The following is a 24,160-nucleotide window of genomic DNA, read 5'->3' as shown; positions in this document are numbered from 1 at the left end:
CTCCCGGACCAGCGTCAGGCATAACGTCATGAAGTCTGTTCGGGTTACGGTCAGTTGTATGGAATTTCGTCTCGCCACCTGCCGTTCAGCTCATTTGAAGGCGTGGACGGGGCTGTCCGGGCCGCAACTGCATGCCCTTATCACCGCTTGTGGCGGCGCCGCCCGGACAGCGGGTGCGGCCGAGCCTGGTCACTCGCCTTCGGCGACCGGGTGCTGCTGGTCGTCCTGGGTTACCGCACGAACCTCACCATGAAGCAGTTGGCCGCGCTGTTCGCCACCACGGACTCCACCGTGCACCGGGTCACCGCCGACCTCGCGCCGCACCGTGCCGCCCTGCTCGGCCCGCCGCCCGCCGACCGGCGGGAGCTGTGGCTGGTGGACGGCACCCTCATTCCGGTGCATGACCAGAAGAAGACGAAGAAGTCGAAGAACTACCGGCGCAGCGTGAACGTGCAGATCATCTGCCGGGCCCGTGACCGCCGTATCGTCGCGGTCGGCGACGCCTGGCCGGGCAACCGCAACGATGTGGTGGTCTTCCGGGAGACCGTCGGCAAGACCCTGCCCGATCACCCCCGCCCGTCAGGTGACGGTGGCTATCAAGGGATCGAGCGGATCCGCTCGCCCCGGCGCGGGCCTGACCGGAAGATCATCAAGGACCGGGCCCATCGGCGTTTCCGCAAGCGCCGCGCCGTCGCCGAGCACACCATCGCGCGCCTCAAAGACCACCGGATCCTCCGCCAGTGCCGCCGCAAAGGAGAAGGGATCAACCACACCGTCGCCGGAATTGCCGCCCTGCACAACCTGAAACTAGAGATGAACAGCTGACGACAACCGGCAACTGCCCAGAGCAAAGCGCGCCTGACCTTGCATTACGGGATATCTCTTAGTACCAGGGCCGCCCGGTGGCCGGGTTCAGATCCGCGTCGAGGCGGCGCTGCTGCTCGCGCCAGTTGACGAAGGACCCTTCCTCCGGCAGCGTCACGCTGATCGTCTCCTCCTGGAACTCGGCGTCGCCGAGGAGCCGCCGAAGGAACTCGGCCATACCGAACGGGTGCACCTGGAAGGACGGACTGGTGTGCCGCCCGCACACCAGCACCGGCCACTTGTCCGGGTCCTCGTCCGTGGTCAGCCAGCAGTAAATGTCCGCGCCCGTGGTGACGCCCCACGCCACGATGGACCCGGGGTCCACCTCGAAGTCGACATCGTCCCCGCACATCTCCCAGGTGAGGCGGGCGTTCTCGGTCTCGTCCCCCAGACCCGTCCCGTCCGTGTACGTGCCGGGCCGCGGCACCGGCAGCAGCATCACGATCTCCCCGCTGACCAGCCCCGCCCCATACACCTCCATGAAGCGGACGTAGTCCGAGGGAAACCGTCTCCCCCAGATCCCCTCGACCTCGCTCCAGTCGATCCTCTCGTCCACGCCGCCCGCCACCGGTATGAGCGGCGCCAGCGCCGCCACCGAGTCGTTTCCGCCCACTGACCTGCTCCGTCTTCTCACATGCCGCCCGTCGTGGCGGCCCCGCGCATGTGCGGTGAGTTTGAGACGGCGACACGCCGTCGCTTCGGCGTGTCGCCGTCTCAAACTCACCGCAAGCCCATGCCTCTCGGCTGCGCACCAGGGGCCGCTGATGGGCACCCAGGACACAGCACTTGGTAAAGTCAGGATGCGCGGTAAGCCGCAACAGCGTCAGTGTAGAGCTCTGTCGTGAGGTCACTTTCATGAATACCGAGCTCAGTCATGATCATACGGACGTCATTGAGCGCGGCCGGTAGTTCACCTTCCTCTCGAACGAGGGTCTCCACTTCCAGGAACGTACCTTCGATCTCCGGCACTTGAACAAGAGTGGCAAGCACGCGGCGACCATGGGCGCTGAAGTGGTAGTTTCGACAGCGCTTCTGAAATGCGGTAACGGGAGAGAATCCGAGTCCGCGAAGTATGGCGTCAACAGCTTCCGGGTCGTCCACTCGTGTTTCGTGTTCCGGCTTCGACCCGGATGCTTCGTCGATTCGAGGGCCCTTATAGGTGAGCACAGAGCGGGGCGAACCCTCCCCCTGAATTGTCCGAACCCTCAATTCTCGGTCCTGTGCCCCAAGATCGCCCGAGGGGACGTCGTAGTAGGTATCTCGATACAGCTCGGCGATTGCCTCTGCCCGCTGATCAAGCTGCATCATTACGGATTCGGGATCTCGCACTCGCGCTTTCAGCTCAGCCTCGATCAATTTTCACTCCTCCACTCATGCAACGCGAACTCCTTCTTTGAGCATGGCCTCGAACATTCGCTGGAACCCTCGATACAGTGGGCCCTGTGGCGCCTCCATGACTTTATATGTAGCTGACTCATGCCCCTCCCAATCGGCATCGAACGTCGAAACAAACATGGTGTCATCCACTCGAATTACGCGCCAGGTTGGGTGCATGTCGTAGCGATACACCTGAAGATCACAGACACCCGAAAGTTCACGGAGTCGCGTTTCGGAAAGTATGACCCCTGCCGCTAGCGATTCAGGCGATTCGCCAATCTCCGCTGCACGGACGGCCAGCGCTGGGGATTCGGGATCGAGTAGCAAAATGCGAACACGGGGGCCTTGCTGTTCTGCTGGTCGAGCGAGAGATGAACGAAGAAGAGAGTCTTTCAACCCGATGAGACCAAGACCGCGAACGGCCAGCACGTCCAATTCTTCGGCCGATGCCGCGAGCTGCTTGATGTCCTCCGAGGCGGCAGTCTGCTGGGCGTACACTTGTACGACCTCTGGAAAATCCGACAAGTCGAACGTCTTGCCGCCGTTTCGCGCGTCATGTGCCGCCGCAAGGCCCATCAAATGCCGAGCGCCATCCGGCATGTTCAGCCCGGCCGCGATGCGCTCGAAAACGTCCAGCCGAGTGACTTCTCTCCTGCCGTTGATAATCTCGTTCACCCGTGCCTGAGTCATGGCTACAGCCGTCGCAATCCTGGCCTGACTTACTCCGCCATATTGCTGGACGTGGCGAAACACCGCGCCCATGTCGCGCGCACGCAGAGCCTTGCGCGCTTCGGCCCGTTGCCAAGCCCACTCAGGCAGTTCGATCGCTGCGAGTGTTGTGGACATGATCCCCCCCAGTTCGCCGCGGGACGAGAAGTTATCCCACGGTGAGATTACCGCCCGGGTATCGATCCTGCGCCGCTCATCGCCGAATCCTGTCCTGATGAGAAAGACCCCCGCGACGTGGCTGCGTCCGGGGGCGTGGCCCACCAGCTTCAGAGGAGCTGATGAACATGAGCAACCCTACGGGGTGGTTCTTCGCATGGGCGAGTGCGCTTCTCGCCTTACGGCCGTCCGGCCGTCACCGGGCCGGGACGGTACCTCCCGCGCCGCGTACGGCCGTCTCACGGCCCGTCGTAGGGGACTCGGACTCTGCGACCGTCCATCTCCGTCCGGCCGCTCCGTCGTTGGACGGCAGGGCGCCTGCCCTGGTGCGTCCGTACTTCGTGGCGCACGAGCGGGAGGAACAGCGGTTGCGGGCGCGGCGGCGGGCGTTGTGGCTCGCGGTCCATGGCGTCGATTTCGGGCCTCGGGTGATCCATGGCGTGGAGGTGTCCGGATGAGCGCGATGACCGGTCTGCGCTTGCTGCCGTGGTCGGACCCGGACGGCAAGCCGTGTTATCTGGCGTCGGACGACGGGAACAGCCGTCTGAGCCGACGTGCGGACGAGATCGAGGCGCTGCAGGTGGCGATGGGGCGGGAACTTCTCGGTCATGCCCGTGTGCTGCTTGAGGGCCGTAAGGCCGATGTGAGGGAACTGCGGTTCCTGGCGGATCGGCTGTGTGAGTCGTTGCGCGACGTACTGCGGGTCGCCGAGAGCAGGGGCGGGCGTCTGCCCGCGCACGGGGAAGGCGGCGGCCCGGAGGAGCCGGAAGGCATTGCGGACGAGGGTCCAGCGTCTGGAAGTGCTGGGAGTCGTCGTGACTGACTGGCAGATCGGAGGGGCCACCGCTCGGTGAGCCGTCTCAAAGACCCCCGTCCCGGCTGGACCGGAGCCCTGGCAGGTCGAGCCCAGCCCGGAACGGGTGCACGTGCACGACGGCGTGGGGAGAGCCCCGCGCTGACAGCACAGAAGGGAATTGTCCCGATGCGCTTACGCGGATTCAAGGCCGTGCTCCGGCAGGACCCGGAGGACGACGGGCCGACCGAGGGCGGTCAGCAGGGCGGTTGTGGCGACGGTGACGGCTGCGGCCGTCAGTGACACGTAAGAGGTCGGGCAGTCCCCATCCACCTGGGGGCTGCCCCCGATCGGCGAGGGCACGGCATGCACCACCACGGCTACATCTGGCTCGGCTCCGGGCACGACCTGCTCAAGGACGGTCCCAGGCGCCCGCTGCACCCCGAGTTCACCTCAAGCAGGGTCGTCCCGTTGGAGCTGGCGCACTGGCTGCTCAAGCCGCCCTCCTTCATCCAGGGGACCTGGACCGAGCCGAAAGAGGCGGCCGAGTGGTTCGGGCAGCAGGCCCGTGCCCACGCCGCGTCGTTCGTCTCGGTGCACGATCGGGACGAGATGCGGCTCGCTGCCAGAGTGGCCCGCGCTGTCGAGTCGGCTGCGAGTGGGGAAGATGTCGCTGGGGGCTGGTATCTCGTGGGGCAGCGGTTTCTGTCCGTGTGCCTGATCGCATGCAGCCCGCACCGGGCGCGGCCGGAGATCCGGTGTCCGCAGCGGTAGGGGGTTGAGTCTCCCGTAGGGGGAGACGCGAAGGTGGGGGCATGGACGGCGGCGCGCTTTACTCGATCGGGCAGCTGGCCCGGCGGACCGGGCTCACGGTGAAGACCATTCGGTTCTACTCCGATCGCGGGATCGTGGCGCCGGCGGGCCGCAGTCCGGCCGGATACCGGCTGTACGGTGCCGAGGCCGTCGCGCGGCTTGAGCTGGTGCGGACGCTGCGGGAGCTGGGGCTGGACCTGGCGACGGTCCGGAAGGTCGTGGAGCGGGAGCTGTCGCTGGCGGAGGTCGCGGCGGCGCATGCGGAGGCGCTGGCGGTGCGGATCGAGACGTTGCGGCTGCGGCGGGCGGTGTTGACGGCGGTGGCGGAGCGCGGGGCGAGCCCGGAGGAGATGGAAGTCATGCATATGTTGGCCAGGCTGTCTGAGGGCGAGCGCCGGAGCCTGATCGGGGAGTTTCTGGACGCCGTCTTCGGTGGCCTGGACGGGAGCGCGGAGTTCGCGGCGGCGCGGCGCTCGATGACGCCCGAGCTGCCCGAGGACCCGGAAGCGGAGCAGGTACGGGCCTGGGTGGAGTTGGCTGAGCTGTCGCGGGACCCGGAGTTCCGGGCCGGGGTGCGACGGGTGGCTGAGGAGCACGGGGCGGAGCTGGCCCGAGGGGGCGCGCCTCGGCGCGATGTTGTCGCGGTGGTGCGGGAGCGGGTCGGGCCGGTGGTGGCGGCCGGGGTCGATCCGGCGTCGCGGCAGGCCGATCCGGTTGTCGACGAGCTCCTGGGGCAGTACGCGGGGATCGTCGGAGGTTCGGATGACGCCGCGCTCCGGCGCCGGCTGCTGGCCCGGCTGGAGAGCGTCAACGATCCGCGCCGGGAGCGGTACGTCCGGCTGCTCGCGCGGGTCAACGGCTGGCCGGCGCCCGAGAGCCTGGCGCCGGTGCTCGACTGGGCCGGGGCCGCCCTGCGGGCCCGGACGCCCGATGCTGCTTGATGGCGGGTGAGTCCCGGTGTGTGCCGACGGCCGGGCGGGCAGTGTGCCCGCCCGGCCGTTGGCGCAGGCCTCAGTGCGTCACCGCACGTTGATGCCGCCCCAGGCGTTGTTGACCGCCTTGTACTCGGCGCTGGTGCCGCCGTACAGGTCCTTCGCCGCCTTGAGCGTCGCGGTGCGCGCCTTGGCGTAGTTGGTGGTCGAGGTCATGTACGTGGTCAGCGCCTTGTACCAGATCTTCTCGGCCTTGGCGCGCCCGATGCCCGTGACGGTGCGGCCGTCCTTGGTCGGGCTGTCGTAGGTCACGCCGTTGATGACCTTGCGGCCGCTGCCCTCGGAGAGCAGGTAGAAGAAGTGGTTGGCGGGCCCGGAGGTGAAGTGCGGGTCGTCCTCGGCGATGCTGCTGGACCAGTAGTCGTAGGACAGGCCGTCCTTGCTGGGCTTGTCCATGTAGCGCAGCGGGGTGCCGTCCCCGTTGATGTCGATCTTCTCGCCCATGAGGTAGTCGCCGGGGTCGTTCGGGTTCTTGGCGTAGAACTCGACGGCCGTGCCGAAGATGTCGGAGGTGGCCTCGTTGAGGCCGCCCGCCTCACCGCTGTACTCGAGCTTCGCGGTCGCGGCGGTCAGGCCGTGGCTCATCTCGTGGCCGGCGACGTCGAGCTGGGTGAGCGGCTTCTTGTTGCCTTCGCCGTCGCCGTACGTCATGCAGAAGCAGTCGTCGTCCCAGAAGGCGTTGACGTACTCATTGCCGAAGTGGACGCGCGAGTAGGCGGCCTTGCCGTTGTTCTGGATGCCGTTGCGGCCCAGGACCTTCTTGTAGTAGTCCCAGGTCTTGGCCGCGCCGTAGTGGGCGTCGACGGCGGCGGTCTGCGCGATGGTCGGCTTGCCGTTGCCCCAGACGTCGTCGGCGTCCAGGAACTTCGACCCCTTGCCCTCCTCGGCGTGCTTGAGGTTGTAGGTCATGTGGCCGCCGCGCGCGGTGTCCTTGAGCAGGTACTGCGTGCCGCTCTTGGTGCTGCCGACGGTGACCTTGCCGTTGTGCTGGCCGTTGCCGGTGCCGTTCTGGACGGCCTGGAACTGGTACAGCTTCTTGCCGGTGTCGGCGTCGGTGATGACGTGCAGCTTGCTGGGGGTGCCGTCGTCCTGGAAGCCGCCGACGACGGTCTCGTACGCCAGGACGGGCTTGCCGTCGGCGGCCCAGATGACCTTGCGGGGGGTGGCGGAGGTGTCGGCCTTGTCGCCGGCCTCGGCCTTCGCGGCGCGTACGGCGGTGCGCTCGGCGCCGGAGGGGGCGATCGCGGCGTTGGTGTCGGCGACCTTGATCTTGGCGTCGGTGGCCTTGGTGACCTCCTCGACCGTGCCGCTCGGGGACTCGTGGACGACCAGGTCGCCGCCGAGGACGGGCAGTCCGTCGTAGGTGCGCTCGTAGCGGGTGTGGACGGTGCCGTCGGCGTCCTTGATGACGTCCCGGACGACCAGCTTCTCCTTGGCGCCGAGGCCGAGGGACCGGGCGGTGCCGGGCGTGGCGGCGGCGGCCTCGCGCAGCAGCTCGGCGCGGACGGACGGGGAGAGGGCGAGGGACTGGGCGCCCTTCACGCTCGGCGGGGGCGGCGGGGTGGCCGCGCCCGCGGTGCCGGCCGTGGCGCCGGCGGCGATGAGGGCTCCGGCGAGCGTTGCCGCCCCCGCGGCGGCGACGGCACGGGAGCGCTTGTGCGCGGTGGCGCGGGATATGCGGGAGGCGCCGGATCTGCCGGAGGTCGAGCCTTGCGTCACGTTGTCTCCTGTTGCTGTGGGGTGCCGGGTCGCCGAAGTGGCTACCCGGACGAACAAAGTGCGGAAACATGACGGTGCCCGGGAACGGGACCCGGGCACCGGCTATGTGGTGCTACTTCAGTTGATGCGTTTTTACGGCTTGACGTTCACTCCGGCCCACGCCGAGTTCACGCCTTTGTACTCGGCGCTGTCCGCCCCGTAGAGGTCGCTCGCGGCCTTCAGCGTCGCCTCGCGCGCGGCGTGGTAGTCGGTGGTGGAGGTGAAGTACGTGGTCAGCGCCTTGAACCAGATCTTCTCGGCCTTGTCGCGGCCGATGCCCTCGACCTTCGAGCCGTCGGCGGTCGGGCTGTCGTACTTGACGCCGCCGACCTCCTTGGCGCCGCTGCCCTCTGACAGCAGGTAGAAGAAGTGGTTGGCGACGCCGGAGGAGTGGTGCACGTCCAAGTCGCCCACGGAGTCGGACCAGTTGTCGGCGGAGTCGCCGTCCTTGCTGGGCTTGTCCATGTAGCGCAGCGGGGTGCCGTCGCCGTTGATGTCGATCTTCTCGCCGACCAGGTAGTCGCCGGGGTCGCTGTCGTTCTTCGCGCTGAACTCGACGGCGGCGGCGAAGATGTCCGAGGTGCCCTCGTTGAGGCCGCCCGACTCGCCGCTGTACTGCAGGTTGGCGGTGGCCGAGGTGACGCCGTGGGACATCTCGTGGGCCGCGACGTCGATCGAGGTGAGAGGGGCCTTGTCGCCCTGGCCGTCGCCGTACGTCATGCAGAAGCAGCTGTCGTCCCAGAAGGCGTTGACGTAGTCGTGGCCGTAGTGCACCCGGGAGTACGCGCCCTTGCCGTCGCCCGCGATGCCGTCGCGGCCGTGCACGTTCTTGTAGTAGTCCCAGGTCAGGGCCGCGCCGTAGTGGGCGTCGACGGCCGCGGTCTGCGCGTCGTCGGGCTTTCCGGTGCCCCACTTGTCGTCGTCGTCCGTGAACGCCGAACCCTCGCCGGACTCGCCGCCCTTGAGGTCGGTGGTCCGGTGGCCGCCGCGGTCGGCGTCGGTCAGGGTGTAGCCGCTGCCTTCCTTGGCGGTGCCGAGGTCCACCGAGCCGCTGTACTGGCTGGTGCCGCTACCTGTCTCGATGCCCTGGTACTGGAAGAGCTTGGCGCCGGTGTTCGCGTCGGTGATGACGTGCAGCTGGTTGGGGGTGCCGTCCTTCTGTATGCCGCCGACGACGGTCTCGAACGCGAGGACGGGGTTGCCGCCGGCGGCCCAGATCACCTTGCGCGGGGCGCCGTCGGCCGCGGCCCGCCGGGCGTCGTCCGCCTGGGCGCGCCGCACCGCGGTCCGCTCGGCGGAGGCCGGGGCCACCTTGGCGGTCGTGGAGGGGACCGTCACGGCGGCCTTGACGGCCTTGGTGACGCCCTTGACCGCGCCGCCCGCCGACTCGTGGACGACCAGGTCGCCGCCGAGGACGGGCAGTCCGTCGTAGGTGCGCTCGTAGCGGGTGTGGACGGTCCCGTCGGCGTCCTTCACCACGTCCTTGACGACCAGCTTCTCCTTGGCGCCCAGGCCCAGCGCCTCGGCGGTCGCGGCCTTGGTGGCGTTGGCGTCGCGCAGCAGCTCCGCGCGGGCCGAGGCGGTCAGGAGGGCGGGGCGCGCGCCCGCCTTGGTGTCGGTGTCCGTGGTGGCGGCGCCGGCCTGGCCCGTGGTGACGCCGGTGGCCAGCAGCGCAGCCGCCGCGACGGCGGCTCCGGTGGCGGTCGCCGTGCGGCGCTTCTTACGGGCAGGGGAAACGGGCGTGTTCGAGGTCTTGCTCACGCGAACTCCTCATTGCTGTGGGGGGTCAGGTCCGGGCGGCGGGGAAGAGCCGCCCGGACCTGAACAAGAGGTACGGTGCGATCGCGTTGGGCAGACTGTCATACAAGGCGCGTACATGTCACGAGCTGCAGGGCAGGTAGGCGGCAAAATGTTCGTTTAATGTTGATCGATTTTCGGAAATCGGAGGGGCCGCGCTCCGGAGCGGGCTTGGGTTCAGCCAGTCCACAAAAGAGGCGCCGCCAGGGGGAGTCGGAGTCACCCCTGGCGGCGCCTGTCCGCTGTCCGGAGGGCTCAGCGCCTCATCCGGATGTGCGCACTGTTCAGAACGTCAGCTTCCAGCTGTTGATGTAGCCGGTGTCCAGCGCGGCGACGTCCTGCACCTTCAGCTTCCAGGTGCCGACGGCCACCTCGGACGAGGCGTTCACGGTGTAGGTGGTCTTCACATCGTCCGCCGAGTCCGAGGAGCTGGAGTTCTTCAGCCGGTAGGCCGTACCGTCCGGCGCCACCAGGTCGATCACCAGGTCACCCCGCCAGGTGTGCACGATGTCCACGCCCACCTGGAGGTTGGACGGCGCGTTGCCGGCCCGGCTCACCGTGATCGGGGAGGTGACCGCGTCCCCCGCGTCCGGGATGGCGACGTCCGTGGTGTTCTCGAAGACGTTGCCGCCGGTGGTGTTGACGGTCCAGGTGAAGGAGGCGGTGGCCGACTTGCCGGCCGAGTCGGTCACGGTGACCGTCACGGTGCCGGGACCGAGCGTGGTCGGGGTGCCGGAGATCAGGCCGGTCGAGGTGTTGATCGACAGCCCGGCGGGCAGCCCGGTGGCGGAGTAGGTGAGCGCGCCCGGGTTGGAGCTGGTCGCCGCGATCTGCAGGCTGACGGCCTGGTCGACGATGCTGGTCTGGTCGCCGGGCGCGGTGATGGAGACTCCCTCGACGATCCGGGACCCGACGTTGACCGCGGCCCAGGTGTTGGCCACCGTGTTGTACTCGGGGCTGGCCTGGCCGAAGAGCTCGCTCGCCGCCCACAGCGTGGCGTCCCGCGCCCCCGCGTAGTTGGTGCTGGACGTCATGCGCTGGGTCAGCGCCTTGAACCAGATCTTCTCGGCGTTGGCCCGGCCGATGCCGGGGACCGGCAGGTTGTCGTAGGTCGGGCTGTTGTAGCTGACGCCGTTGATCACCTTGGCGCCGCTGCCCTCGGACAGCAGGTAGAAGAAGTGGTTGGCGACGCCGGAGGAGTAGTGCACATCGACGTTGCCGACACCCGAGTACCAGTTGTCCTTGGACGCGCCGTCCTTGCTGGGCTTGTCCATGTAGCGCAGCGGGGTGCCGTCGCCGTTGATGTCGATCTTCTCGCCGACCAGGTAGTCACCCGGGTCGCTCGCGTTGTTGGCGTTGAACTCCACCGCGGCGGCGAAGATGTCCGAGGTGGCCTCGTTGAGGCCGCCGGACTCACCGCTGTAGGTGAGGTTGGCGGTCGCGGCCGTGACGCCGTGGCTCATCTCGTGGGCCGCCACGTCGATGGAGGTCAGCGGCTTGGCGTTGCCGGAGCCGTCGCCGTACGTCATGCAGAAGCAGGAGTCCTGCCAGAACGCGTTGACGTAGTTGCTGCTGTAGTGCACCCGGGAGTACGCCCCGACGCCATCGCCCCTGATACCGGTGCGGCCGTGGACGTTCTTGTAGTAGTCCCAGGTCAGCGCGGCGCCATAGGCAGCGTCCACACCGGCGGTCGCGGCGTCGCCGGTCGTCCCGTTGCCCCAGACGTCGTCGGCGTCGGTGAAGAGCGTGCCCGTCCCCGAGGTGCCCCGGTTGAGGTTGTACGTCTTGTGGCCGCCGCGCCCGCCGTCGGTCAGGTTGTACGAACCCGAGCTGCCCGAGGTGCCGAGGGTGACCTGCCCGCTGTACTGGCTGTTGCCGGTGCCCTCCTTGACGCCCTGGAACTCGAAGAGCTTGGCGCCGGTGTTCGCGTCCGTGATGACGTGCAGCTCGTTCGGCGTGCCGTCCTCCTGGAGGCCGCCGACGACCGTCTCGTACGCGAGCGTGGGCGTGCCCTTCGCCGCCCAGATCACTTTGCGCGGCGCCCGCTCGGCCTCCGTCTTGCGCGAACCCTGCGCGTCCGCCGCCTTCACCGCCGCCTTTTGGGCCGTGGCGGGCGCGACGGCCGCGCTGGTGGAGGCGACCTTCACCTGCGCCTTGGTCGCCTTGGCGACCGACTTCACGGCGCCGCTCCCGGTCCCCTCGACGACCAGGTCGCCGCCGAGGACGGGCAGTCCGTCGTAGGTGCGCTCGTAGCGGGTGTGGAGGGTGCCGTCGGCGTCCTTGGTGACGTCCTTGACGACCAGCTTCTCCTTGGCGCCGAGGCCCAGCGCCGTGGCGGTGGCGGACTTCGAGGCGTCGGCCTCCCGGATCAGTCCGGCGCGCTTGGCGGGGGAGAGGGCCACGGGCAGGGCGTCGGGGTCCGGCTTGGCGAAGACGGTGCCGGCGGCCGGGGCGGAGGCGTTAAGGGAGGTGTCCGGGCGGGCGGCGGCGGGGCCGGTCTGCATCCCGACGGTGAGCATGGCCGCCGCGGCGACCAGGGCGCCGCTCGCGACGGCGCGGCGGCGGGAGGAGAGGGGTCTGTGGGGGCGTTGGGAGGTCGATCTCACACTGACTCCTTCTGCGCTGGCCGCGCGGTGGCGCGACCGGGTGCGACCGGACGGCCAGGTGAGGCCGCCCGGGCATGACGGGGCAGAGCGCGTGGGGGGAAGGTGCGAAAGTGCGCATGCGGGTGCCGAGGGTGTCGAGGCTCAGCCGCGAGCTGTGGGGGAGCTGTGCGCCGAACGAGGGAAGAGTGTCATCGGTGGACTAGTCCTGTCAGGAGCGCGACAAAAACTTGGCCGGAATGTGTTCGTTGACAAACGGCGGGCGTCCGCATTTCGGATGGGGCGCGGACCGTCCGTAGCATCGCTCCATGCCGACCCCCGTGAACCCCATCGACGAGCCGCGCCCTTCGCTCGCGGACACCCGCCAGATGCTCGACGCGTATCTCGACTACTACCGGAGCGTCGTGCTCCACAAGCTCGACGGGCTCAGCGAGACCGAGCTGCGCACCTCCCGACTGCCCTCCGGCTGGACCCCGTTGGAGCTGCTGCACCACCTCACCCACGTCGAACGGCGCTGGCTGCGCTGGGGGTTCCAGGGCGAGCAGGTGGAGTCGCCCTGGGGCGACCGGGGCCCCGACGACCGGTGGCACGTCCCCGAGGACATGACGCCGGCGGAGGTCCGGGCGCGGTTCGAGGAGCAGTGCGCCTGGTCGCGGCGGGCCGTGGCGGACGTGCCGCTCGACCGCCGGGCGCCCGTCGGCGGCCGTTTCGCCACGGAGGCCGAGGCCCCGACGCTCGGCTGGATCCTCTTCCACCTGCTGCAGGAGTACGCCCGGCACGCCGGCCAGCTCGACGTCGTACGCGAGCTGGCCGACGGCGCGGTCGGGGAGTGAGCCGGTCCGCGTCCCTGCCGCTCAGGACATCGTGTCCGGCGAGGCGGTTGGCGAGGGACCAGGCGGCGGTCCAGGCAGTGGGTCGGCGCGGCGGGCCAGGTCGAGGACGGCGCGCAGGGAGCGCTCGGCGGGGCCGGGGCGGGGGTGCCACTGGGCGACGATGCTGACCGGGCGGATGGGTTCGGTGAGTCGGAGCTCGACCAGTTCGCCCTGCTCCAGCTCCCGCGCGACCGCCAGCCGCGGCAGCAGCGAGACGCCGTGCCCGTGTCCGGTCAGCCGCAGCAGCGCGGACAGCGAGCCCTGGACCATGGTGAGCCGCGCCCCCGCGAGCAGGTCCCGCCCGAAGCGGTCCACCAGCATCTCCGCGGTGCAGCCCGGCTCGGCGACCAGGAAGTCGTAGCCGAGCAACTGCTCCGGCGCCACCCGCTCCTGCCCCGCGAGCGGGTGGCGGGGCGCGGCCACCAGTACCGTGCGGTCATGGCCCACCACCGCGTGCGGGCCGAGTACCCGGGCGCCGTTGTCGTACTGGAACGTCACATCGAACTCCCCGTCCCGGAAGGCGCGTTCGAGGCGCTGCCGGTTCAACACCGTGAGCTCGACATCGGCCTCCGACCCGGGACCCGCCGCGCCGTACTCCAGCGCCGCCAGCACCTCGGGCATCCACGCGTGCGCCAGCGACTCCTGGGCGCCGATCCGCAACCTGGGCCGGTCGCCGAGCGCGGCCCGGCGCATCCGCTCCGCCAGCTCCAGCGCCTCGCGCGCGTACGGCAGCAGTCGCTGCCCGGCCTCGGTGAGCGTGGCTCCCGTCCCGGCGCGCACCAGCACGGCCGTGCCCAGGTCCGCTTCCAGCCGCTTGAGCTGGGCGCTCACGCTGGACTGGGCGTAGCCCAGCTCCTTGGCGGCGGCGGAGATCCCGCCCCGGTCGGCGACGGCGACGAAGGCACGCAGATAGCGGGTGTCCACGCCGCCAGCATCGCATGCCCCCATCGGACTTTCCGATGGGGGCATCGGTATCGCGGCGTCGCCCGATGCGCGGGCTCCGAGCCACCTTTGCCCCGTGACCACCGAAAGCACCAACACCACCAACACCACACACGTACACTCGGCCGCCGTCCCTTCACCCCCGCGGTCCCGTCTCGCCTTCGCCGGGATCGCGGCCGGCAACCTGCTCGTTCTCCTCGACACCTCCATCCTCAACGTCGCCGTCCCCGACCTCCAGCGCTCCCTCCACCCCACCGCCGCCGAGCTGCCCTGGGCCGTCGACGCCTACACCGTCGTCTTCGCCGGTCTGCTGCTCGCCGCGGGGGTATTCGCCGACCGGTGGGGCGCGCGCTGGGTCTACCGCGCCGCGCTCGCCGCCTTCGCGGCGCTGTCCGCGCTCTGCGCCGCCGCGCCCGACGCGGGCACGCTCATCGCCGGCCGGGCCCTGCTCGGCGCGGCCGGCGCCGGGCTGGTGCCCGCTTCGCTCGCCCTGCTCATCCACCTCAACCCGGACCCCGCCCGGCGCACCCGCGCGATCGGCGCCTGGACCGCGCTGAGCGGTCTCGGCGCCGCGGCGGGGCCCGTTCTCGGCGGGGGCCTGGTCGAACTCGGCGGCTGGCGGCTGGTGTTCCTGGTCAACCCGCCCATCGCGCTCGCCGCCCTGCTGCTCGCCCGCCGCCTTCCGGCTCCCCGGCCGACCGCCGTACGGGCGCTGGACCGCCCCGGGCTGCTGCTGTCCACCGCCGCGCTCGGCGCGCTCACCTTCGGTCTGGTCGAGGCCGGCATCGAGGGCTGGAGCTCGCCGTACGCATGGGGTCCGGTCGCCGTCGCGCTGGGTGCCCTGGTCGCGCTGGCCATGGTGGAACGCCGCGTCGCCGCCCCCGTGCTGCCGCCCGCGCTGCTCGCCCTGGCGCGGGTGCGGGCCGCGATGGTGGCCGCGGCGGTGTCCTGCTTCGGCTACTTCGGCGGGATGTACATGCTCGCGCTCTGGCTGCAGCACACCTACGCCCTCTCCCCGTTCGAGGCCGGCCTGGCCTCGCTGCCCCTCACCTTCCCGGTGTGCGTGATGCCCTTCTTCACCGGCCGGCTGGTGGCCCGTTGCGGGGCCCGCCCGGTGCTCCTGGCCGGGATGTCCGCGACCGTGGTGGCCGGTGTGCTGCTGGCCTTCTGCGGCGGCGGCCACGTCCCGCTCGCCCTGCTCGTCGCGGCCGAGCTCGCGCTCGCTGCCACGGGCACCCTCTCGATCCCCGGCGCCGCCGCCGCGATGGCCCTCTCCGCGCCACCCGAGCTCGCCGCCACCGGCCAGGGCGCGCTCAACGGGGTCCGGCAGGCCGGTTCGGCGCTGGGCGTGGCGGTGCTCGGCACCCTGGGCACGCTGCCGGGCGCGGGGGCCGTGCTCATCGCCGTGGGGCTGGCGGCGGTGCTGCTGGTCTTCCGCGCGGATGGCGGCCGCTGACGTGGTGCCTGTACGGGGCTGCCGCTGCCTCAGTTCTGAGCTCGTCGCAGTACTTCGTCGTGGCGGCGCAGCCGGACACTGACCGTGAGCCCCGCACCCCGGATGCGCTCACGCGACTGGATCCCGGATCCACGGAGCTCACACCAGACTCTCCCGCCACGCCTGGTGCAGCGCCGCGAACCGGCCCTCGCCCGCGATCAGCCGCTCCGGCGTGCCGTCCTCGACGATCCGGCCGTCCGCCATCACCAGCACCCGGTCGGCGATCTCCACCGTCGACAGGCGGTGCGCGATGACGACGGCGGTGCGGCCGTGCAGCACCGTGTGCATGGCGCGCTGCACCGCGCGCTCGCCCGGGATGTCGAGCGAGGACGTGGCCTCGTCCAGGATCAGCACGGACGGGTCGGCGAGCAGCGCCCGGGCGAACGCCACGAGCTGCCGCTGGCCCGCGGAGATCCGCCCGCCGCGCTTGCGCACATCCGTGTCGTAGCCGTCGGGCAGGGCGGCGATGAAGTCGTGCGCGCCGATGGCCTTGGCGGCGTGCTCGATCTCGGCGCGGGTGGCGTCCGGGCGGCCGAGGGCGATGTTGTCGGCGACCGTGCCGGAGAAGAGGAACGCCTCCTGGGTGACCATCACCACACCGCGGCGCAGCTCCGGCGTGGCCAGCTCGCGCAGGTCCACTCCGTCGAGCAGGACCCGGCCGGCGGTGGGGTCGTAGAAGCGGGCGAGCAGCTTGGCGAGGGTGGACTTGCCCGCGCCGGTCGCGCCCACCACGGCCACCGTCTGCCCGGCCGGCAGCGTGAGGTCGAAGCGGGGCAGCACCTCCCCGCCCGTACGGTAGGCGAAGCGCACACCGTCGAAGACCACCTCGCGGCCGGGTAGTTCGGACGAGCGCGGGGGCAGCGGCCTGGGGTCGGTGGGCTCGGCCACGGAGGGCCGCTGGGCGAGCAGGCCCGCGATCTTCTCCAGCGAGGCGGCGGCCGACTGGTACGAGTTCAGGAACATCCCCAGGCGGTCGATGGGGTCGTAGAGCCTGCGCAGATAGAGCGCGGCCGCGGCCAGCACGCCCAGCGCCAGGTCTTCCGAGGCCACCCGGTAGGCGCCCCACAGGACGATCGCGGCCACCGCCGCGTTGGCCACCAGCCGGGAGCCGACCACATAGCGGGCCATCTCCAGGATCGCGTCCCCGTTCACCCGCTCATGGTGGTGGTTGAGCTCGTGGAAGTGCGCGTCGTTGACCCGCTCGCGGCGGAACGCCTGCACCGGCCGGATGCCGTTCATGGTCTCGGTGAACTTGACGATGACCGCGGCGATGGCCGTGGACCGCTTGCGGTAGACGAGCATGGAGCGGCGCTGGAAGCGGCGGACGAGCAGATACAGCGGCCAGAAGGAGAGCACGGCCGCGCCGCCCAGACCCCAGTCCAGATACAGCAGCGTCACGGAGATGTAGACGCCGGAGAGCGCGACGCCCAGCAGCTCCTCCAGCCCCTCGTTGAGCAGTTCGCGCAGCGACTCGACGTCCGTGGTGGCGCGCGAGATCAGCCGGCCGGAGGTGTAGCGCTCGTGGAAGTCCACGCTGAGCGCCTGTGCGTGGCGGAAGATCCTGCCCCGCAGATCGAGCAGCACGTCCTGGCTGATCCGGGCCGAGGTGCGGATGAAGGCGTACTGCAGCGCGCCGGAGGCGAGCGCGCAGCCTAGGTAGCCGACGGCGACGGCGATGAGGGGGCCGTGGCCGCCGTCGCGGAAGGCGGGCACGGCGGTGTCGATGGCGTACGCGACGAGCAGCGGGCCGGCCTGCACCGCGGCCTGCTGCAGGAGGAGCAGTACGGCCGCCACCCAGACCCGGCCGCGGCGCGGGGAGAGCAGTGAGCGCAGCAGCGCGAGGGAGGCGCCCTTGGGGGTGGGCAGCACATCGTGGTCGAAGGGGTCGCCGTCCGGCGCCGCCCCGGGCTCGGCCGCGGTTCCGCCCTTGCTGTTCTTGCCGTCCTTGCCGCCCTTGCCGTCCTTGCCGTTCTTGCCGTCCTTGGTGCCGGTGCCGGCACCGGTAGCGGTCTGGGTCATCGGGCCTCCTCCCGCTCGTCACCGGACATCAGCGACCGGTACTCCGCGCTGTCGCCCAGCAGTTGGTGATGGGTGCCGACCGCGGCGATACGCCCGCCGGAGAGCAGCGCGACCCGGTCGGCGAGCAGCACGGTGGACGGGCGGTGGGCGACCACCAGCGCCGTCGTCGTCGCCAGCACCTGCCGCAGCGCGGCCTCCACCAGGGCCTCGGTGTGCACGTCCAGCGCGGACAGCGGATCGTCGAGGATGAGGAACCGGGGCTGTCCGACGACGGCGCGCGCCAGGGCGAGGCGCTGGCGCTGACCGCCCGACAGGCTCAGCCCCTGCTCGCCGACCTGTGTGCCGGTGCCCTGCGGCAGGGCGTGTACGAAGTCGGCCTGAGCCACCTCGAGCGCCCGCAACAGATCGGCCTCGGCCGCCCCGGCCGCGCCCATCAGCACGTTCTCCCCCGCCGTCGCGGAGAACAGCGTGGGCTCCTCGAACGCGACGGCGACCAGCTCGCGCAGCTCGTCCCGGGGGAGGGCGGTGATGTCCCGCCCGTCGAGGGTGATCCGGCCGCGCGTCGGCTCGTGGAGGCGCGGCACCAGGGCGGTGAGCGTGGTCTTGCCCGAGCCGGTCGCTCCGACCAGGGCCATCGTCTCGCCGGAGCGGATGTGCAGATCCACCCCGGCCAGCACGGGCGGGGCGTCCGGCGGCGCGTCCGCGTACCGGAACTCCAGACCCTCGAAGCGCAGCCCGTCCTGGGATGTGGCCCCTGCCGCCGTGGACCGCTGCTCCGCCGTCGGCGGTGCCGCCTTCGACGGTGCCGCCTTCGACCGCTGCTCCTCCGCGGGCTGCCACGCCGTGGACCGCTGCTCCGCCGTGGGCTCGTCCATCACCTCGAAGAACCGGTCCGTCGCGGTCGCCGCGTCCTGGCTCATCGCCAGCAGGAAGCCCAGCGACTCCACCGGCCAGCGCAGCGTCAGCGCCGTGGAGAGGAAGGCGACGAGCGTGCCGGCCGACAGCTCGCCGTCGGCGACCTGCATCGTTCCGAGAACCAGGGCCGTGCCGATCGCCAGCTCGGGCAGCGTCATGATCAGCGCCCAGATCGTCGCCAGCAGGCCCGCCTTGCGCAGCTCCGTCGAGCGGACCCGCTCCGTCAGCGCCCGGAAGGCGCGCGCCTGGCTGCGGTGGCGTCCGAAGCCCTTGACGATGCGGATGCCGAGGACCCCCTCCTCGACGACCGTGGTCAGATCGCCCGTCTGGTCCTGGACGGTGCGGGCGACGACCGCGTACCGCGTCTCGAAGACGGAGCAGAGGATCACCAGCGGCACGGCCGGGAGGAGCAGGACCAGCCCCAGCGTCCACTCCTGCGCGAGCAGGATGGCGAAGCCGACGAGGACCGTGACCCCGTTGACCACCAGGAAGGTGAGCGGGAAGGCGAGGAACATCCGCAGCAGCATCAGGTCGGTCGTCGCGCGCGAGAGCAGCTGCCCGGACGCCCAGCGGTCGTGGAAGGAGACCGGCAGCCGCTGCAGATGCCGGTACAGGTCGGTGCGCATCGAGGCCTCCACGGCGGCCAGCGGCCGGGCCACCAGCCAGCGCCGCAGCCCGAAGAGCCCCGCCTCCGCGACGCCGAGCCCCAGCAGCAGGGCGCCGCCCAGCCACACCCCGCCCGGGTCCCGGCCGGCCACCGGCCCGTCCACCAGCCACTTGAGCACCAGCGGGATGACCAGGCCCAGACAGGAGGCCACGACCGCGACCCCGGCCGCCGTTGAGAAGCGCGCCTTCACGGGCCGCAGATAAGGCCACAGGCGCGACAACGAGCGCGTGGCCGAGCGTCTGATTCTCGGTTCCTTCTCCGGTTCCCTGAGTCGTTCACTTGTCGCAGCCATCACCTGCCGAGGTTACGGTCCGGCACTGACAGCGCTCACTCGGTTTTCCGGTCCTCCTCCATGGCCGTGACGGCGCGTAGGAGCAGCACCGAGCGCTCGGGCAGCCCGATCCGTGAACCGGCGCGATGCCGGGCGCCCGGGGGCGCGTCCTGGTCCTCCCGGGAGGTGTCGACGAGGAGTTCGTACCCGGCGGCCCACGGCGGGCCGGGGAGGGTGAACTCCACCGGCGCCGGGCCCGAGTGCAGCAGCACCAGGAAGCTGTCGTCGGTGACCGGGGCGCCTCGCGCGTCGCGCCGCGCGGTGTCGTGGCCGGACAGATACAGGCCGAGGGCGGCCGTCGGCGCGTACCAGTCCCGCTCGGTCATCTCCGTGCCCGCCGCGGTGAACCAGGCCAGGTCGCGCAGCCCGCCGGGGCCCTGCGCGCGGCCGGAGAAGAAGGCCGGGCGGCGCAGTACGGGGTGGTCGCGGCGCAGGCGGACCAGGCGGGCGGTGAGGTCGGTGAGCGACCGCCAGCCCGGGTCCTCCAGCAGCGTCCAGTCCACCCAGCCGGTCTCGTTGTCCTGGCAGTACGCGTTGTTGTTGCCGCCCTGGGTGCGGCCCATCTCGTCGCCGGCGACCAGCATCGGCACACCGGCGGACAGCAGCAGCGTGCCGAGCAGGTTGCGCAGCTGGCGGCGGCGCAGCGCCCGGACGGCCGGGTCCTCGGTCTCGCCCTCGGCGCCGCAGTTCCAGGAGCGGTTGTCGCCCGTGCCGTCGCGGTTGTCCTCGCCGTTGGCCTCGTTGTGCTTGCGGTCGTAGCTGACCAGGTCGCGGAGGGTGAAGCCGTCGTGGGCGGTGACGAAGTTGACCGAGGCGTACGGCCCGCGCCCGCTCCACCCGTACAGATCGCTGGAGCCGGACAGCCGGGTGCCGAGGTCGCGTACGTCGGGCAGGGCGCCGCGCCAGAAGTCGCGCACCGCGTCGCGGTAGCGGTCGTTCCACTCCGACCAGAGCGGGGGGAACGCGCCGACCTGGTAACCGCCGCCGCCCACGTCCCACGGCTCGGCGATCAGCTTGACGCGGCGCAGCACCGGGTCCTGGGCGATCACGGACAGGAAGGGGGCGAGCATGTCCACGTCGCTCGCGGTGCGGGCGAGGGTGGCGGCGAGGTCGAAGCGGAAGCCGTCCACGCCCATCTCGGTCACCCAGTAGCGCAGCGAGTCCGTGATCAGCCGCAGCACCTGGGGGCGCAGTACGTGCAGGGTGTTGCCGCAGCCCGTGTAGTCGGCGTAGCGGCGCGGGTCCTGCTGGAGGCGGTAGTAGGCGCGGTTGTCGATCCCGCGCAGCGAGAGCGTGGGCCCCAGCTCGCCGCTCTCCGCGGTGTGGTTGTAGACCACGTCGAGGATCACCTCGATGCCCGCGGCGTGCAGCGCGCGCACCATCCGCCGGAACTCGCCGACCTGCGCGCCGCGGGTTCCGGTCGCCGCGTACGCGCCGTGCGGCGCGAAGTAGCCGATGGAGTTGTAGCCCCAGTAGTTGCGCAGGCCGCGCCGGAGCAGATGGTCCTCGTGCGCGAACTGGTGCACCGGCAGCAGCTCCACGGCCGTCACCCCGAGCCGGGTGAGGTGCTCGATCGCGGCCGGGTGCGCGAGCCCGGCGTAGGTGCCGCGCAGTTCGGGCGGGACGCCGGGGTGGCGCTTGGTGAAGCCGCGCACATGGAGTTCGTAGAGGACGGTGTCGGCCCAGGGGGTTTTCGGGCGCCGGTCGTCGAGCCATTCGTCGGGCGGGCCGCCCGGATCGTCGTCGCCGACGACCACGCCCTTGGGGACGTACGGGGCGGAGTCGCGGTCGTCGCGCACGGTGTCGGCGATGTGCTGCTGCGGCCAGTCCCGCACATGGCCGTAGACCTCCGGCGGCAGCGCCCCGTGCCACTCGCGCGGGATCACCCCCGCGCCCCCGAAGTCGCCGTCCACGGCGCGGGCGTACGGGTCGAGCAGCAGCTTGGCCGGGTTCCAGCGGGCGCCGGTCCACGGGTCCCAGCGGCCGTGCACCCGGTATCCGTACCGCCGCCCGGGGAGCACGCCGGGCACGAAGCCGTGCCAGACCTCGTGGGTCCGCTCGGTGAGGGGACAGCGGGTCTCGGCCCCGTCGTCGTCGAACAGACACACCTCCACCCCCTCCGCGCCCTGCGCCCACAGCGCGAAGTTGGTGCCGGCCACCCCGCCGGGCCCGGTGCGCACCCGCGCCCCGAGCGGCTGCGCGCTGCCCGGCCACACCGGGGCGCCCCCGGGCTCGGCCCGTATGCCGCCTGGCTCGGCCAGGAGGCCGCCGGGTTCGACGGGGGCCGCGCCCGCGCGTGGCCTCGGCAGCCCGTTGTGCGCTTTCCTCTGCTCGGCTGTGTACGACATGTGGCGCCCTCCGGCGTTCGCGGCTCCGACCGTGGGGCTCAAGGCCGCGCGGCGTCCCGTGCCGCGGGGAGCGGTGCCGCCCTCTCAGCAGTTCTGCCCGCGATGGGGTCAACCCTCACGTTTCGCCCGGCGTATCCGGGGCCAGGGCCCCTCGCCTGGGACTGAACCGTGACCTGGGCCGGGAGCCCGCTGTCAGTGGCGTGTGATTACCTGTGGCATACGCGCCCGCGCGCGGCCGAACTCCCCGCTGTTCCGGTGGGTATGAGTTCCTGCCGAGCGCGCGGGTGCGCGTGACACAGCGGGGGTGCCGCGGGGAGCGGTGCGGGCGGAGGGGAGAGCCGTAGTGGAAGTGCAGCCGATGGCGGGGGCGCTGACGGCGCGGGGCCGTAGGGGGCTTCTCGCGCTGCTGGTCGGGGGGATTCTGGCGTTTGTGACCGCCTGTGGCGGGGGCGGCGGGTCGGACGACGGGAAGAAGAGCGAGGGCGGTGACAAGGGCGGGGGCGCCCGGAAGACCTCGCGCGCCGTCGTGGCGATCACGCCCAAGGACGGGGCGAAGGGCGTCAACACCCATGGGGCGCTCAAGGTGACCTCGGACAACGGCACGCTCACGTCCGTCAAGGTCAAGGACCCCAAGGGCCACGAGATCGACGGGAAGATCACCGAGGACGGCAGCAGTTGGCGGCCCTCCCGCCATCTGAGCTCCGCGACCACCTACACGGTCGACGCCGTCGCCAAGGACTCCCAGGGGCTGACCGCCTCCCGGCGCTCCTCCTTCACCACCCTCCGCCCCGAGAAGACCTTCCTCGGGGTCTTCACTCCGGAGGACGGCTCGACGGTCGGCGTCGGCATGCCGGTCTCGATCCGCTTCACCCGGGGCATCACCGACCCGGGGGCCGTCGAGCAGGGGATCAAGGTCTCGGCCTCCCCGTCGGTGCCCATCGAGGGCCACTGGTTCGGCAACGACCGGCTGGACTTTCGCCCGGAGAAGTACTGGGCGCCGGGCACCAAGGTCACCCTCAGCATGGACCTCGACGGCGTCGAGGGGCGTCCGGGGGTGTACGGCGAGCAGAAGAAGACCGTGAAGTTCACCATCGGCCGCAGCCAGATCTCCGTGGTCGACGCCAAGAGCAAGAAGATGGTGATCAAGCGGGACGGCAAGACCATCAAGACCCTCCCCATCACCTCCGGCGCGCCCGGCTACGAGACGTACAACGGCAAGATGGTCATCAGCGAGCGGCTCGCGGTGACCCGGATGAACGGCGCCACGGTCGGCTACGACGGCCAGTACGACATCAAGGACGTGCCCCACGCGATGCGGCTGTCCACCTCGGGCACCTTCATCCACGGCAACTACTGGGCGGGCAAGCCGACCTTCGGCTCGGCGAACGTCAGCCACGGCTGCGTCGGCCTCTTCGACCAGCGGGGCGGCGGCGACAGGTCGACCCCGGCGGCCTGGTTCTTCCGTAACTCGATCATCGGTGACGTGGTCGTGGTGAAGAACTCGCACGACGACACCATCCAGCCGGACAACGGGCTCAACGGCTGGAACATGTCGTGGGCGAAGTGGAAGGCCGGCCAGAAGGGATGACGCGGAGGGCCGGGAGAGGCGGGGCGCAGAGGCAGGCGCAGAGGCGGGGCGCAGGAGGCCCGGGGAGGCTGTGGGCGGCGTGCTAACGGACGCTAACCTGCGCTCATGACTGTGAACCTCGAGGTCGCCGAGGGCGTCGGCACCATCCGGCTGGACCGTCCGCCCATGAACGCGCTGGACATCGCCACGCAGGACCGGCTGCGGGAGCTCGCCGAGGAGGTGACCGGGCGCGACGACGTACGGGCCGTGGTGATCTGGGGCGGCGAGAAGGTGTTCGCGGCCGGCGCGGACATCAAGGAGATGCGGGACATGGACCACGCCGGAATGGTGGCCAGGTCCCGCGCCCTCCAGGACTCGTTCACCGCCGTCGCCCGAATCCCCAAGCCCGTCGTCGCCGCCGTCACCGGCTACGCGCTCGGCGGCGGCTGCGAGCTGGCGCTGTGCGCCGACTACCGGATCGCCGCCGAGAACGCCAAGCTCGGCCAGCCGGAGATCCTGCTCGGCCTGATCCCGGGCGCGGGCGGCACCCAGCGGCTGGCCCGGCTGATCGGCCCGTCCCGCGCCAAGGACCTCATCTTCACGGGCCGTCAGGTGAAGGCCGACGAGGCGCTGGCGCTCGGGCTCGTGGACCGCGTCGTACCGGCGGAGGAGGTCCACGAACAGGCGCACGCGTGGGCGGCCCGGCTGGCGCGCGGTCCGGCGATCGCGCTGCGCGCGGCGAAGGAGGCGGTGGACGCGGGCCTCGAGACCGATCTGGAGACCGGTCTCGCCATCGAACGCAGCTGGTTCGCGGGGCTGTTCGCCACCGAGGACCGCGAGATCGGGATGCGGAGCTTTGTCGAGGAGGGGCCGGGCAAGGCCAAGTTCCGGTGAGCGGCGGGCCGGGCGGCGCCGTCCGCCGCCCGGGTCTCCGGCGGGGTCTCCGGCGGGCTTTCCGGAGGGGTTTCCGGCAGGAATCCCGGCAGGCTTCGGGCGGGATTTCGGTCGCGGTGTCAGCCGGATGGGTGATGCCCCGTGCGAGCGAATTTGTTTCGCCACCCGCGAGTCCCCGGACGACCGGCTCCGGTACGCTGGGTGATCGCGCATACGCGCCGTGAGATC

18 protein-coding genes are annotated in these 24,160 nt (G+C 70.9%); 8 read left to right on the top strand and 10 right to left on the bottom strand.

What is annotated here, in order from left to right; translation table 11 throughout:
• Positions 1–147: 147 nt before the first annotated feature.
• On the top strand, positions 148–825 hold the full coding sequence (locus tag ACFZDL_RS16545) for a transposase (protein WP_353593397.1): 678 nt from the start codon (positions 148–150) through the stop codon (positions 823–825).
• A gap of 58 nt (positions 826–883) precedes the next feature.
• On the opposite strand, the gene ACFZDL_RS16540 is transcribed toward ACFZDL_RS16545, so the two are convergent.
• The 3 genes from ACFZDL_RS16540 to ACFZDL_RS16530 form a co-directional block, all read right to left on the bottom strand.
• Positions 884–1,477, bottom strand: coding sequence for an SMI1/KNR4 family protein (locus ACFZDL_RS16540; protein ID WP_353593398.1), 594 nt, complete (start codon positions 1,475–1,477; stop codon positions 884–886).
• A gap of 182 nt (positions 1,478–1,659) precedes the next feature.
• The gene (gene cyaB / locus ACFZDL_RS16535) at positions 1,660–2,220 is read right to left on the bottom strand and encodes a class IV adenylate cyclase (protein ID WP_353593399.1); all 561 of its coding nucleotides are present in this window, start codon (positions 2,218–2,220) and stop codon (positions 1,660–1,662) included.
• Between the two features lie 15 nt (positions 2,221–2,235).
• Positions 2,236–3,231: a helix-turn-helix transcriptional regulator gene (locus ACFZDL_RS16530; protein WP_353593400.1), complete on the bottom strand. Its 996-nt coding sequence runs from the start codon at positions 3,229–3,231 to the stop codon at positions 2,236–2,238.
• 349 nt (positions 3,232–3,580) lie between these two features.
• On the opposite strand from ACFZDL_RS16530, the gene ACFZDL_RS16525 reads away from it, so the two are divergent.
• The 3 genes from ACFZDL_RS16525 (at position 3,581) to ACFZDL_RS16515 (ending at position 5,673) form a co-directional block, all read left to right on the top strand.
• Complete coding sequence (locus tag ACFZDL_RS16525; RefSeq protein ID WP_353593401.1) at positions 3,581–3,949, top strand: hypothetical protein; 369 nt, start codon at positions 3,581–3,583, stop codon at positions 3,947–3,949.
• A gap of 336 nt (positions 3,950–4,285) precedes the next feature.
• Positions 4,286–4,693: a hypothetical protein gene (locus ACFZDL_RS16520; protein WP_353593402.1), complete on the top strand. Its 408-nt coding sequence runs from the start codon at positions 4,286–4,288 to the stop codon at positions 4,691–4,693.
• A gap of 41 nt (positions 4,694–4,734) precedes the next feature.
• Complete coding sequence (locus tag ACFZDL_RS16515; RefSeq protein WP_353593403.1) at positions 4,735–5,673, top strand: MerR family transcriptional regulator; 939 nt, start codon at positions 4,735–4,737, stop codon at positions 5,671–5,673.
• A gap of 78 nt (positions 5,674–5,751) precedes the next feature.
• Here the strand turns inward: ACFZDL_RS16515 and ACFZDL_RS16510 are convergent, their stop codons facing one another.
• The 3 genes from ACFZDL_RS16510 to ACFZDL_RS16500 all read right to left on the bottom strand — a co-directional run bounded on the left by ACFZDL_RS16510 (position 5,752) and on the right by ACFZDL_RS16500 (position 11,798).
• Positions 5,752–7,443 (bottom strand): M4 family metallopeptidase, encoded by a 1,692-nt coding sequence (locus ACFZDL_RS16510; protein ID WP_353593404.1) that lies wholly within the window; start codon positions 7,441–7,443, stop codon positions 5,752–5,754.
• 132 nt (positions 7,444–7,575) lie between these two features.
• Positions 7,576–9,243, bottom strand: coding sequence for a M4 family metallopeptidase (locus ACFZDL_RS16505; protein ID WP_353593405.1), 1,668 nt, complete (start codon positions 9,241–9,243; stop codon positions 7,576–7,578).
• Between the two features lie 320 nt (positions 9,244–9,563).
• Complete coding sequence (locus tag ACFZDL_RS16500; protein WP_353593466.1) at positions 9,564–11,798, bottom strand: M4 family metallopeptidase; 2,235 nt, start codon at positions 11,796–11,798, stop codon at positions 9,564–9,566.
• Between the two features lie 392 nt (positions 11,799–12,190).
• Between ACFZDL_RS16500 and ACFZDL_RS16495 the strand changes: the two genes are divergently transcribed.
• On the top strand, positions 12,191–12,715 hold the full coding sequence (locus ACFZDL_RS16495; RefSeq protein ID WP_353593406.1) for a DinB family protein: 525 nt from the start codon (positions 12,191–12,193) through the stop codon (positions 12,713–12,715).
• A gap of 21 nt (positions 12,716–12,736) precedes the next feature.
• Here the strand turns inward: ACFZDL_RS16495 and ACFZDL_RS16490 are convergent, their stop codons facing one another.
• Positions 12,737–13,678 (bottom strand): LysR family transcriptional regulator, encoded by a 942-nt coding sequence (locus tag ACFZDL_RS16490; protein WP_353593407.1) that lies wholly within the window; start codon positions 13,676–13,678, stop codon positions 12,737–12,739.
• A 94-nt stretch (positions 13,679–13,772) separates the two neighbouring features.
• Between ACFZDL_RS16490 and ACFZDL_RS16485 the strand changes: the two genes are divergently transcribed.
• Positions 13,773–15,152: an MFS transporter gene (locus ACFZDL_RS16485; protein WP_353593408.1), complete on the top strand. Its 1,380-nt coding sequence runs from the start codon at positions 13,773–13,775 to the stop codon at positions 15,150–15,152.
• Between the two features lie 138 nt (positions 15,153–15,290).
• On the opposite strand, the gene ACFZDL_RS16480 is transcribed toward ACFZDL_RS16485, so the two are convergent.
• From ACFZDL_RS16480 to glgX, 3 genes are read right to left on the bottom strand one after another with little or no spacing between them, the layout of a single operon-like run.
• Positions 15,291–17,210 (bottom strand): ABC transporter ATP-binding protein, encoded by a 1,920-nt coding sequence (locus ACFZDL_RS16480; protein ID WP_353593409.1) that lies wholly within the window; start codon positions 17,208–17,210, stop codon positions 15,291–15,293.
• Positions 17,207–19,084 (bottom strand): ABC transporter ATP-binding protein, encoded by a 1,878-nt coding sequence (locus ACFZDL_RS16475; protein WP_353593410.1) that lies wholly within the window; start codon positions 19,082–19,084, stop codon positions 17,207–17,209. The genes ACFZDL_RS16480 and ACFZDL_RS16475 overlap by 4 nt, the downstream gene beginning before the upstream one ends.
• Before the next feature lie 35 nt (positions 19,085–19,119).
• Positions 19,120–21,471, bottom strand: a complete 2,352-nt coding sequence (gene glgX / locus ACFZDL_RS16470) for a glycogen debranching protein GlgX (protein WP_353593411.1) — start codon at positions 21,469–21,471, stop codon at positions 19,120–19,122.
• A 343-nt stretch (positions 21,472–21,814) separates the two neighbouring features.
• On the opposite strand from glgX, the gene ACFZDL_RS16465 reads away from it, so the two are divergent.
• Both ACFZDL_RS16465 and ACFZDL_RS16460 read left to right on the top strand, forming a co-directional pair.
• The gene (locus ACFZDL_RS16465) at positions 21,815–23,059 is read left to right on the top strand and encodes an Ig-like domain-containing protein (protein WP_391191319.1); all 1,245 of its coding nucleotides are present in this window, start codon (positions 21,815–21,817) and stop codon (positions 23,057–23,059) included.
• A 105-nt stretch (positions 23,060–23,164) separates the two neighbouring features.
• Complete coding sequence (locus ACFZDL_RS16460; RefSeq protein WP_353593412.1) at positions 23,165–23,932, top strand: enoyl-CoA hydratase-related protein; 768 nt, start codon at positions 23,165–23,167, stop codon at positions 23,930–23,932.
• The last annotated feature ends 228 nt before the right edge of the window (positions 23,933–24,160 follow it).

The organism is Streptomyces sp. NPDC007917, from assembly GCF_042959105.1.
In the GTDB taxonomy this organism is placed as follows: domain Bacteria; phylum Actinomycetota; class Actinomycetes; order Streptomycetales; family Streptomycetaceae; genus Streptomyces.
This window is presented reverse-complemented; position numbering and strand designations above follow the sequence as displayed.

Bases quoted from the DNA above. Each gene is read 5' to 3' on its own strand.
- ACFZDL_RS16525 (WP_353593401.1), top strand. From the start codon at position 3,581: ATGAGCGCGATGACCGGTCTGCGCTTGCTGCCGTGGTCGGACCCGGAC.
- ACFZDL_RS16520 (WP_353593402.1), top strand. From the start codon at position 4,286: ATGCACCACCACGGCTACATCTGGCTCGGCTCCGGGCACGACCTGCTC.
- ACFZDL_RS16515 (WP_353593403.1), top strand. From the start codon at position 4,735: ATGGACGGCGGCGCGCTTTACTCGATCGGGCAGCTGGCCCGGCGGACC.
- ACFZDL_RS16500 (WP_353593466.1), bottom strand. From the start codon at position 11,798: ATGCTCACCGTCGGGATGCAGACCGGCCCCGCCGCCGCCCGCCCGGAC.
- ACFZDL_RS16495 (WP_353593406.1), top strand. From the start codon at position 12,191: ATGCCGACCCCCGTGAACCCCATCGACGAGCCGCGCCCTTCGCTCGCG.
- ACFZDL_RS16480 (WP_353593409.1), bottom strand. From the start codon at position 17,210: ATGACCCAGACCGCTACCGGTGCCGGCACCGGCACCAAGGACGGCAAG.
- ACFZDL_RS16475 (WP_353593410.1), bottom strand. From the start codon at position 19,084: ATGGCTGCGACAAGTGAACGACTCAGGGAACCGGAGAAGGAACCGAGA.
- glgX (WP_353593411.1), bottom strand. From the start codon at position 21,471: ATGTCGTACACAGCCGAGCAGAGGAAAGCGCACAACGGGCTGCCGAGG.
- ACFZDL_RS16460 (WP_353593412.1), top strand. From the start codon at position 23,165: ATGACTGTGAACCTCGAGGTCGCCGAGGGCGTCGGCACCATCCGGCTG.